Here is an 11,420-nt window from a genome sequence, read left to right as displayed (position 1 = left end):
CTGGGGTCTTTTGTGGATGTGCGGGTGGGCGGGGAGTCGGACGGACTTCTTTGCGCACGGGAAACCCCCCCCTCCGAGGGGACCGGCCGCTTCCATGTGCGTGGGCCGTCGCTAGACCGCCGGGGAACGATGGGCCACGTACGCCAGGGTGCCGAGGACGAGGCGGGCCTGCGGGGGTTCGGTCGCCGAGTCGAGTCCGGGGGCGCGCAGCCACCGGACCGGGCCGAGGCCGCCGCGGTCGGAGGGCGGGGCGGTGATGTGGGTGCCGGGGCCGAGGGCGTGCAGGTCGAGGGTCGCGTCGTCCCAGCCCATCCGGTAGAGCAGCGAGCCGAGTTCGGCGGCGGAGCCCGGTGCGACGAAGAAGTGGGCGCGTCCCTCGGGCGTCGCCGTCACCGGGCCGAGCGGCAGGCCCATCCGCTCCAGGCGGACGAGCGCGTGACGGCCGGCCGCCTCGGGTACGTCGATGATGTCGAACGCGCTGCCGACCGGCAGCATCACCGCGGCGCCGGGGAACTGCTCCCAGGTCTCGGTCACCTCGTCGAGCGTGGCCCCCGCCGGGACGGTCGGCGCGTGGTCGATGGGGTGGGCGCCGGGCTGGATGCAGCCCGCCCTGCCGCACGAGCAGGCGCCGCCCGAGGCGCGTGCCCCCGGCACCACCTCCCAGCCCCAGAGCCCGGTGAACTCGGCCACCGAGGTGCAGTCCGACGCACGGCCTGAAGTGCGGCCGCGGCGCCGCGCACCGGACCGGATGTCGAGAATCCCGCGGCTGCCGCCGATCGTGAAGCCCATGCCCCCTCCAACGGGTCCTGCGCACCGGTGGTTACGAGACGGAATCGGATCGTGACCCTCTGTTTCCGCGGGGCCGTGAAACGCCGGCTCGGGGCGGCCCTCGGTAGCTTCGGGGGTGGTGCGCCCGGTGTCGCACGCCCCGGCGTACACCGCTCCGCCCACTTTCGGCCGTCCTATGTCAAGTGAATCGTGTGTGGCGCTCCCCTAGTTCATTCGAAGGGGTGGCGAATGGTGGCGTTTCCGGGTTCGCCATGGCCGGAGGGGTGATCGTAGGGTTACTTTCGGTACACAAGCCCTGGGACGAGAGCACTCTTGGGTATGCCGGAGGCAAGTCGGTTTCCTGTTCGAGGAGTGACAACCACCGGACGGGCGGCCTCAGTTGACGGCATGCTGGTAGGGCTTGACGCACATCGCACCCCGCAGCGGCGGGGTGGCGAAGAGGTGGCTTCAGGGATGGGGGCGTTCCAGTGGGCGGCAGCGACGGAAGCGTGACGAACGCTGAGAAGCGCCCCAACGAGCTGCTGAGCTCGTGGTTCCTGCGCAGCGGCTGGTCGAAGGGCGAGCTGGCGCGCCAAGTGAACCGCCGGGCACGGCAGTTGGGCGCCAATCACATCTCCACGGACACCTCGCGCGTGCGCCGCTGGCTCGACGGCGAGAACCCGCGCGAGCCGATCCCGCGGATCCTGTCCGAGCTGTTCTCCGAGCGCTTCGGCTGCGTCGTCGCGGTCGAGGACCTCGGCCTGCGCGCCGCGCACCAGGCACCCTCCGTGTCCGGCGTCGACCTGCCGTGGACGGGTCCGCAGACGGTGGCGCTGATCGGTGAGTTCTCCCGCAGCGACCTGATGCTGGCGCGCCGCGGATTCCTCGGCAGCGCCCTCGCGCTCTCGGCGGGCCCCGCGCTCATCGAGCCCATGCAGCGCTGGCTCGTGCCCACACCCGGGACGTCGGCGGTGGAGCCCGACCCGGCGGCCCTGCGCCGGGGGAACCGGCTCTCGAAGCCGGAGCTCGACCTCCTGGAGTCGACGACGGTCATGTTCCGGCAGTGGGACGCGCAGTGCGGCGGCGGGCTGCGCCGCAAGGCCGTCGTCGGCCAGCTGCACGAGGTGACCGACCTGCTCCAGGAGCCCCAGCCGGCGGACACGACGAAACGGCTCTTCAAAGTCGCGGCCGAGCTGGCCGAGCTGGCGGGCTGGATGAGCTACGACGTGGGCCTCCAGCCCACCGCCCAGAAGTACTTCGTCCTCGCCCTGCACGCGGCCAAGGAAGCCGGCGACAAGCCGCTCGGCTCGTACATCCTGTCCAGCATGAGCCGGCAGATGATCCACCTCGGCCGGCCCGACGACGCGCTGGAACTCGTCCATCTCGCGCAGTACGGCAGCCGCGACTGCGCCAGCCCGCGCACGCAGGCCATGCTGTATGCGATGGAGGCCCGCGCGTACGCGAACATCGGGCAGCCCGGCAAGTGCAAGCGGGCCGTCCGGATGGCCGAGGAGACCTTCCACGACGCCGACGACTGGGACGACCCGGACCCCGACTGGATCCGCTTCTTCTCCGAGGCCGAGCTGCACGGGGAGAACTCCCACTCGTACCGCGACCTCGCCTATGTGGCGGGCCGCAGCCCCACGTACGCCTCGATGGCCGAGCCCGTCATGCGGCGCGCCGTCGAGCTCTTCGAGAAGGACGCCGAGCACCAGCGGTCGTACGCGCTGAACCTGATCGGGATGGCCACGGTGCATCTGCTCCAGCGCGAGCCCGAGCAGTCCACGGTGCTTGCCGAGCAGGCCATGATCATCGCCAAGAAGGTGCGCTCCGAGCGGGTTAACACCCGTATCCGCAAGACCGTGGACACCGCGGTCCGCGAGTTCGGGGACGTCGCCGAGGTCACGCACCTCACCGACCAGCTCGCGATCCATCTGCCGGAGACCGCCGAAGCGGTCTGATCCTTGTCCCCGGCCGCGGTCGGCCCTCCCGGACTGCCCGACTCGGCTCCCCCATTGCCAGGTCAACCGGATGGCCGCCGCGGCCGGTCTTTGTTGGTTGCGTCACGATAACGATCGCCTCACCCCGAATCAGGCAGTTCATTGACGCGTAACACGCACGACCTCTTCGTCACTGCGGCGAAACATCGAGGGGCGTCCACGGAAACGGCGCTGCACCATTCTCTTGGCGCATAACCGGCCCACCCCTCTTGACCGCACAGGCTTCGCCCGCACGGGGCCGTACCAACGACGAGGAGACGCCGATGCCCCCAGGCATCATGCTTGCCGCAGACACGCACACGCTGTCTGCCGCCAATACAGGGTTCATGCTGATCTGTTCCGCCCTGGTGATGATCATGACGCCGGGACTGGCCTTCTTCTACGGAGGCATGGTCCGCGTCAAGTCCACCCTGAACATGCTGATGATGAGCTTCATCAGCCTCGGGATCGTCACGATCCTGTGGGTCCTCTACGGCTTCTCCGCCGCCTTCGGCACCGACCACGGCAGCCTGATCGGCTGGTCCTCGGACTACGTCGGGCTCAGCGGCATCGGCCTGACGCAGCTGTGGGACGGCTACACCATCCCGATCTACGTCTTCGCCGTGTTCCAGCTGATGTTCGCGATCATCACGCCCGCCCTGATAAGCGGCGCGCTGGCCGACCGCGTGAAGTTCAGCGCCTGGGCGCTGTTCATCACCCTGTGGGCCACGCTCGTGTACTTCCCCGTCGCGCACTGGGTATGGGGCACCGGTGGCTGGGCGTTCGACCTCGGAGTCATCGACTTCGCCGGCGGCACCGCGGTCCACATCAACGCGGGTGCGGCCGCCCTCGGTGTGATCCTCGTGATCGGCAAGCGCGTCGGCTTCAAGAAGGACCCGATGCGGCCCCACTCGCTGCCGCTGGTGATGCTCGGCGCCGGTCTGCTGTGGTTCGGCTGGTTCGGGTTCAACGCGGGTTCGTGGCTCGGCAACGACGACGGTGTCGGCGCGCTGATGTTCGTCAACACGCAGGTCGCCACCGCCGCCGCGATGCTTGCCTGGCTGATCTACGAGAAGATCCGGCACGGCGCGTTCACCACTCTCGGTGCCGCCTCCGGCGCGGTCGCCGGCCTCGTCGCGATCACCCCGTCCGGTGGCTCCTGCTCGCCGCTCGGCGCGATCGCCATCGGTGCCGTCGCGGGTGTCCTGTGCGCCATGGCCGTCGGCCTCAAGTACCGGTTCGGCTACGACGACTCGCTCGACGTCGTCGGCGTCCACCTCGTCGGCGGAGTCATCGGTTCGCTCCTCATCGGCTTCTTCGCCACCGGCGGCGGCCAGTCCGACGCGCAGGGCCTCTTCTACGGCGGCGGCCTGACCCAGCTGTGGAAGCAGCTCGCGGGCGTCGGCGCGGTTCTCGCGTACTCGCTCGTCGCCTCCGCGATCCTCGCCTTCCTGATCGACAAGGCGATCGGCATGCGCGTCAGCGAGGACGACGAGGTCTCCGGCATCGACCAGGTCGAGCACGCCGAGACCGCGTACGACTTCAGCGGCGCGGGCGGCGGCACGGTCCTCCGCTCGGCCGCGCCGGGCCCGGGCGCCGTCCACGAGCCGGCAGACCAGATCAAGAAGGTGGACGCATGAAGCTCATCACGGCGGTCGTCAAGCCGCACCGGCTCGACGAGATCAAGGAAGCCCTCCAGGCCTTCGGCATCCAGGGCCTGACCGTCACCGAGGCCAGCGGATACGGCCGCCAGCGCGGCCACACCGAGGTCTACCGCGGCGCCGAGTACACCGTCGACCTCGTACCGAAGATCCGCATTGAGGTCCTCGTGGAGGACGACGACGCCGAACAGCTCATCGATGTCGTGGTCAAGGCCGCGAGGACCGGCAAGATCGGGGACGGCAAGGTCTGGGCCGTCCCGGTGGAGACCGCCGTCAGGGTCCGCACCGGTGAGCGTGGGCCGGACGCGCTGTAAACGGAACAGAGGAGTCGCTGGGTGACGAGTGTGGATGTGCAGACCGGAAAAGCGGACGACGACGATTCAGCACCCAGCGGCTATGCGGCGGCCCGGCTGCGCCTCCTCCAGGACGAGGCGCAGTCCGGGCCGCCGCGCCGTTCGGCCCTCGCCGGGCTGACCGACGACTGGCTCGCCGAACTGTTCACCGCCGGGGCGCGCGAGCTGACAGGGGTGTCACTCGTCGCCGTCGGCGGCTACGGGCGCGGGGAGCTCTCCCCGCGCAGCGACCTCGACCTGCTGCTCCTGCACGACGGCAGCGCAGGGCCCGGCGCCATCGCCTCCCTCGCGGACCGCGTCTGGTACCCCGTCTGGGACCTGGGGCTCGCCCTCGACCACTCCGTCCGCACTCCGGCGGAGGCGCGTAAGACGGCGGGCGAGGACCTCAAGGTGCAGCTCGGCCTCCTCGACGCCCGGCACATCGCCGGCGACCTCGGCCTGACGGCGGGCCTGCGCACCGCCGTCCTCGCCGACTGGCGCAACCAGGCGCCCAAACGCCTGCCCGAACTGCGCGACCTGTGCGACGAACGGGCCGAACGTCAGGGCGAGTTGCAGTACCTGCTCGAACCCGACCTCAAGGAGGCCAGGGGCGGCCTCCGGGACGCCACCGCGCTGCGCGCCGTCGCCGCGTCGTGGCTCGCCGACGCCCCCAGGGAGGGCCTCGCCGACGCGCGGCGCAGGCTCCTCGACGTGCGGGACGCCCTGCACCTGGCCACCGGCCGTGCCACCGACCGCCTCGCCCTCCAGGAACAGGACCAGGTCGCCGCCGGACTCGGCCTCCTCGACGCGGACACCCTGCTCCGCCAGGTCTACGAGGCCGCGCGCACCGTGTCGTACGCCAGTGACGTCACCTGGCGCGAGGTGGGGCGCGTGCTCAAGTCGCGGGCCGTGCGTCCGCGGCTGCGCGCCATGCTGGGCGGCGGGAGCAAGCCCGTCGCCGAGCGGTCGCCGCTCGCCGAGGGCGTCGTCGAGCAGGAGGGCGAGGCGGTCCTCGCCCGCGCGGCCAGGCCCGAGCGCGACCCCGTGCTGCCGCTGCGCGCCGCGGCGGCCGCCGCCCAGGCCGGTCTGCCCCTGTCCCTGCACGCCGTCCGCAGGCTGGCCGCCGCCGCGCGCCCGCTGCCCACGCCGTGGCCCGCCGAGGCCCGCGAGCAGCTCGTGACGCTGCTCGGCGCGGGCCGGCCGACCGTCGAGGTCTGGGAGGCGCTGGAGGCCGAGGGCCTGATCACGCGGCTGCTGCCCGACTGGGAGCGGGTGCGGTGCAGGCCCCAGCGCAACGCCGTGCACACCTGGACGGTCGACCGGCACCTCGTCGAGACCGCCGTGCGCGCCGCCGACCTCACGCGCCGCGTCGGCCGCCCCGACCTGTTGCTCGTCGCCGCGCTCCTGCACGACATCGGCAAGGGCTGGCCCGGCGACCACTCCGTGGCCGGCGAGATCATCGCGAAGGACGTGGCCGCGCGCATCGGCTTCGACCGTGCGGACGTCGCCGTCGTCGCCACCCTCGTACGCCACCATCTGCTCCTCATCGAGTCGGCGACGCGGCGCGATCTGGACGACCCGGCTACGGTGCGGGCCGTCGCGGACGCGGTCGGGTCCGTGGGGACGCTCGAACTGCTGCATGCCCTGACGGAGGCGGACGCGCTCGCCACCGGGCCCGCGGCCTGGTCCTCGTGGCGCGGCTCGCTCGTCACCGACCTGGTCAAGCGGGTCGCCGCCGTCCTCGCGGGGGAGGCCCCCGCCGACGGCGACGGCCCCGCCGCCGAGCCGACAGCCGAGCAGGAGCGGCTGGCCGTCGAGGCCTTCCGCACGGGCGGCCCGGTGCTGTCCCTGCGCGCGCAGACCGAGGCTCCCGTCGACCGGGACGCGGAGGGCGCCGAGGCCGCGCCCGCCGATCCGGAGCCCCTCGGCGTCGAACTGCTGATCGCCGTCCCCGACCAGCCCGGCGTGCTGCCCGCCGTCGCCGGGGTGCTCGCCATGCACCGGCTCACGGTCCGCACGGCGGAGCTGCGCGCCCTCGACCTGCCCGCCCAGATGCCGGGCTCGGTCCTGCTCCTCGACTGGAGGGTCGCCGCCGAGTACGGGTCCCTGCCCCAGGCCGCACGGCTGCGCGCGGATCTCGTACGGGCCCTCGACGGCTCCCTGGACATCGCCGCCCGGCTCGCCGAGCGGGACGCCGCCTATCCGCGGCGGCGCGGCGGCACCGTCGCGCCGCCGCCCCGGGTGACGGTCGCCCCCGCCGCCTCGCGGCACGCGACGGTGATCGAGGTGCGGGCACAGGACGCACCGGGCCTGCTGCACCGCATCGGCCGGGCGCTCGAGACGGCGGGCGTACGGGTGCGGTCCGCGCATGTGTCGACCCTCGGGGCGAACGCGGTCGACGCGTTCTATGTCACGGGCGCCGAGGGAAAGCCGCTCCCCACGCCGGACGCCGCCGCTGTGGCGGGCGCGCTGGAGGGGGCGTTGCGGGGGTAGCGGGGCCTACGGGGAGACCGGCTTTGTGTGGCGCTGGTCTCCCCGGGGCGCTTCGTACGGCCTCGGGAGCGCTTCGTACGAATGGGGTGGAGACCCCACTGGACACCTCCGGATACCCTGGAGGACGACCTGTCCGCCCGCCCTTCAACCCGAGGATTCGCGACCGCCGTGTTCGACACTCTTTCCGACCGCCTCGCAGCGACATTCAAGAACCTCCGCGGCAAGGGGCGCCTCAGCGAGGCGGACATCGACGCCACGGCGCGCGAGATCCGTATCGCCCTGCTCGAAGCGGACGTGGCCCTGCCCGTCGTCCGCGCCTTCATCAAGCAGGTCAAGGAGCGTGCGGCCGGCGCGGAGGTCTCCCATGCGCTGAACCCGGCCCAGCAGGTCATCAAGATCGTCAACGAGGAGCTCATCGGCATCCTCGGCGGCGAGACCCGGCGCCTGCGGTTCGCCAAGAACCCGCCCACCGTGATCATGCTCGCGGGTCTCCAGGGTGCCGGTAAGACGACGCTCGCCGGAAAGCTCGGCCACTGGCTGAAGGGGCAGGGCCACGCGCCGCTGCTCGTCGCCTGTGACCTCCAGCGCCCGAACGCCGTGAACCAGCTGTCCGTCGTCGCCGAGCGCGCCGGCGTCGGCATCTACGCCCCGGAGCCGGGCAACGGCGTGGGCGACCCGGTTCAGGTCGCCAAGGACTCCATCGAGTTCGCCCGGCAGAAGCAGTACGACGTCGTCATCGTCGACACCGCCGGCCGCCTGGGTATCGACCAGGAGCTGATGCAGCAGGCCGCGGACATCCGCGACGCCGTCTCGCCCGACGAGGTCCTCTTCGTCGTCGACGCCATGATCGGTCAGGACGCGGTCAACACCGCCGAGGCCTTCCGTGACGGCGTCGGCTTCGACGGCGTGGTGCTCTCCAAGCTCGACGGTGACGCCCGTGGTGGTGCCGCCCTGTCGATCGCGCACGTCACCGGCCGCCAGGTCATGTTCGCCTCGAACGGCGAGAAGCTGGACGACTTCGACGCGTTCCACCCGGACCGCATGGCGTCCCGCATCCTTGGCATGGGCGACATGCTCACGCTGATCGAGAAGGCCGAGCAGACCTTCTCGCAGCAGGAGGCCGAGAAGATGGCCTCCAAGCTGGCCTCCAAGAAGGGCCAGGACTTCACGCTCGACGACTTCCTGGCCCAGATGGAACAGGTCAGGAAGATGGGCTCCATCTCCAAGCTGCTCGGGATGCTGCCCGGCATGGCGCAGATGAAGGACCAGATCAACAACCTCGACGAGCGCGACGTCGACCGCACGGCCGCCATCATCAAGTCGATGACCCCGGCCGAGCGCGCGGACGCCACGATCATCAACGGCTCGCGCCGTGCCCGTATCGCCCGCGGTTCGGGCGTCGAGGTCAGCGCGGTGAAGAACCTCGTCGAGCGGTTCTTCGAGGCCCGCAAGATGATGTCCCGCATGGCGCAGGGCGGCGGCATGCCGGGGATGCCCGGGATGCCGGGCATGGGCGGCGGCCCCGGCCGGCAGAAGAAGAAGCAGAAGCAGGCCAAGGGCAAGCAGCGCTCCGGCAACCCGATGAAGCGCAAGCAGCAGGAAGAGGAAGAGGCGGCGCGCCGGGAGGCCGCCGGTCAGAGCGGCAACGCGTTCGGTCTGCCCGCCGCCGACCAGGACAAGAACTTCGAACTGCCCGACGAGTTCAAGAAGTTCATGGGCTGACCGGCCACTTCGTAGACATGCGTAAGGGGCGCCCGCCGTTGCGGGCGCCCCTTACGCATGAGCGGGTCAGGCTGCCCGCGCCGCCGCCCGACTGATCTCCGTGCCGTTCGCGAGCCCCGCCGGATCGAGGCCGAGCGCCGCCGCGGCCGTCGCGCCCACGTCCGCCAGGCTGCCCGCGTCCGGCAGCAGCTCGACACCGGCCGCGCCGGGGCGGTGGACGAGCACCGGCACGAACTCCCGGGTGTGGAAGGCGTGGCCGATCGTCGGGTCGTTCCCGTGGTCGCCGGTCACGATCAGTCGGTCGCCGTCCGCGTCGAGCAGGGAGACGAGCGCCGCGAGCCCCGCGTCGACCTGCTCCAGGACGTGCCCGTAACGTTCCACGTCCTGTTGGTGCCCGGCCAGATCGCTCTCCTGCACATTGGCCACGACCAGTGCGTCGCCCTCCGCGCGAACGGCTTCGAGCGTGTGCGCGAGCACGTCCGCGGTCGGCACGGCCGGGCGCCGCACCGCGTCGTCGCAGGCCAGGATGTCCGCGGCCTTCCCGACGAGCGTGACGGGAATCCCGGCCCGCGCCGCCAGGTCCGGCAGCTGCCGCGTGTGGTCGAGGCCCGCGCCGAGGTGCCGCACCTCGAGGCCGCCGTTGCGGTAGAAGCCGCTAGCCGGGGTGTCGAGGCCGACCGTGCCGCCGTCCCCTTCGCGCACGAAGTCGCACAGCGGGCCGCTCGCGCGGCCGCCCACCGCGATGACCCGCGCGACGGGAGCCACCGCGCGCACGGTACGCGCGACGGAGACGATCCCGTCGAAGTCCAGGTCGTCGAGGCGGCCCGAGGCGTTCCAGTTGATGCCCGGGTCGGCCTCCAGGTTGTCGTGCACGAGGACAACCCCGTCGACCGCCAGCAAGGGTCTGTCGTCGAGGAGTTCGACCCGGTGGCCCGCGGCCTCCAGGGCCGCGGTGACCTCGTCGAGGTGGTCGCCGAGCCGCGCCACCGTCACCCGGCTGAAGTCGGCGCCCATCATCGTCTGGTGGCCGGCGTACGTGTCCGCGCCGGGGTAGCCGAGCCCGGCCCGGCCCGCCGCGACCGGCAGAGGGGTGCGCCGCGCGAGGTCCGGGTGCGGGTGCACCAGGCCCAGCCCGAGCGCACCGAGCGCGGGCAGCCGCAGCGGCCGCCCGAACGCCTCGCGGCACCGGTCGAGCACGTGCCCGCAGGTGTCCGCCGCCAGGTCGCCGGGGCGCAGGGCGCCCGCGTCCGGCATGGCGCCGACACCGAATCCGTCGACGACGACGATGACGGTCTTGCTCATCACAGGGCCCTTCCTTGCGCGTCGTACAGGCCGGTCAGGCGCGGCGAGCCGGACGACAGGCCCGCCACCACCGCGACCGTCGACCGGGTCACGAAGATCTGCGTACGGAACGCGAGCAGCGCCGTGTCGCCCGCCGCGGGCGCGTGGCCGGGGCCGGGCGCGTCGAGCAGCCGGTAGTAGTCGATGTTCTCCGCGGGCGCGTCCTGTACCGCGAGGCGCCGGCCCGTGCGGGGCAGCAGCGCGGACCCGATGTGTGCGCGGGGGTAGAAACCGCCGCCGAACACGGCGGGCCGGCCGTCGGCGAGGGTGTGGGCGACCTCGGTGACGTAGACGTAGGCGGGCTTCTCGGGCTGGCCGGCGTCGCGGGCGTGCAGGGGGGTGGTGCCGGTGAGCGAGTGGCCCGGCTCGCCGTGGGTCGCGCCGTGCTCGGCGAGGAGAGGGAGGCTGGCCATGGAGGTGGCGCTCGGGGCGCTCAGCTTCAGGCCTTCGTGCCCGCGTGAGGTGAGCAAATCCCTTGCCTTGACGGCCAGTTCGAAGTTCTCGGTGGGGCGTGGTGTGCCCGTCGCCGGGTCGCACAGCACGCACGGGAACGCGGTGACGCCCGCGATCCGCACCCCGGGCAACTCCTCTGAGGCCGCCGCGAAGTCGTCGAGCGCACCGAGTGGAACGCCGCCCTCCTGCCCGGGATAGACGGCGCCCTCCGCCCCTTCGAGGCGTACGAGGACGTCCTGGACGAAGCCCTGCGCGCGGGCCGCATCCGAGACCGCGCGGGCGTTGTCGACGTCGAAGACGGTCACGGTCTCCGGGCGCCAGGCCAGCATCCCGGGCAGCGAGCGGCGCGGGATCTGTGCGAGGTGGCCGAGGTTTCCGGCCTGCGCGCCCGCCGCGTGCAGGGTGCGGGCCTCCTGCGCGTCGATGGCCGCGTACTTCGGGATGTGGCGGGCGATGGCCCTGATCAGCTCGGGGTTGCGGCCGAGCTGCTTCACGACGAACCAGAGGGTGAGCCCGAGCCGGTCCGCCCCGGCGGCGAGCAGTGCGGCGTTCGACTCGATCGCGTCGAGATCCATGACGTACGTGTCGGGCGGGATCGCGCCCCGCCGGTGGAGGTCGGCCGCGGCGTCGACGAGCTCGGGGTTGCGGGTGAGCAGACTGTCGAGGAACAC

General features: G+C 72.1%; 8 protein-coding genes. 5 read left to right on the top strand and 3 right to left on the bottom strand.

Translation table 11 applies throughout. From position 1 onward, the window contains the following. Window positions 1–111: 111 nt before the first annotated feature. A complete protein-coding gene (locus ACZ67T_RS20350) occupies window positions 112–789 on the bottom strand; it encodes a bifunctional DNA primase/polymerase (protein WP_469985716.1) in 678 nt (225 codons plus the stop codon). A gap of 467 nt (window positions 790–1,256) precedes the next feature. On the opposite strand from ACZ67T_RS20350, the gene nsdA reads away from it, so the two are divergent. The 5 genes from nsdA (at window position 1,257) to ffh (ending at window position 8,955) form a co-directional block, all read left to right on the top strand. After that, window positions 1,257–2,729, top strand: a complete 1,473-nt coding sequence (nsdA, locus tag ACZ67T_RS20345) for a transcriptional repressor NsdA (RefSeq protein WP_469985715.1) — start codon at window positions 1,257–1,259, stop codon at window positions 2,727–2,729. A gap of 302 nt (window positions 2,730–3,031) precedes the next feature. After that, window positions 3,032–4,387, top strand: a complete 1,356-nt coding sequence (locus ACZ67T_RS20340) for an ammonium transporter (RefSeq protein WP_469985713.1) — start codon at window positions 3,032–3,034, stop codon at window positions 4,385–4,387. Next, the gene (locus tag ACZ67T_RS20335) at window positions 4,384–4,722 is read left to right on the top strand and encodes a P-II family nitrogen regulator (RefSeq protein ID WP_100595057.1); all 339 of its coding nucleotides are present in this window, start codon (window positions 4,384–4,386) and stop codon (window positions 4,720–4,722) included. Before ACZ67T_RS20340 ends, ACZ67T_RS20335 begins: the two co-directional genes overlap by 4 nt. A gap of 21 nt (window positions 4,723–4,743) precedes the next feature. Further along, a complete protein-coding gene (locus ACZ67T_RS20330; protein ID WP_469985711.1) occupies window positions 4,744–7,233 on the top strand; it encodes a [protein-PII] uridylyltransferase in 2,490 nt (829 codons plus the stop codon). Window positions 7,234–7,401: 168 nt separating this feature from the next. Then, window positions 7,402–8,955 (top strand): signal recognition particle protein, encoded by a 1,554-nt coding sequence (gene ffh, locus ACZ67T_RS20325; RefSeq protein WP_469985710.1) that lies wholly within the window; start codon window positions 7,402–7,404, stop codon window positions 8,953–8,955. A gap of 66 nt (window positions 8,956–9,021) precedes the next feature. Here ffh and ACZ67T_RS20320 read toward each other — a convergent pair whose 3' ends face one another. Together ACZ67T_RS20320 and ACZ67T_RS20315 are read right to left on the bottom strand one after the other, a co-directional pair. Further along, on the bottom strand, window positions 9,022–10,257 hold the full coding sequence (locus ACZ67T_RS20320; RefSeq protein WP_469985709.1) for a phosphopentomutase: 1,236 nt from the start codon (window positions 10,255–10,257) through the stop codon (window positions 9,022–9,024). Beyond that, complete coding sequence (locus ACZ67T_RS20315; protein ID WP_469985708.1) at window positions 10,257–11,420, bottom strand: YhfX family PLP-dependent enzyme; 1,164 nt, start codon at window positions 11,418–11,420, stop codon at window positions 10,257–10,259. Before ACZ67T_RS20315 ends, ACZ67T_RS20320 begins: the two co-directional genes overlap by 1 nt.

This window comes from Streptomyces sp. NPDC107517 (genome assembly GCF_055582645.1).
This window is presented reverse-complemented; position numbering and strand designations above follow the sequence as displayed.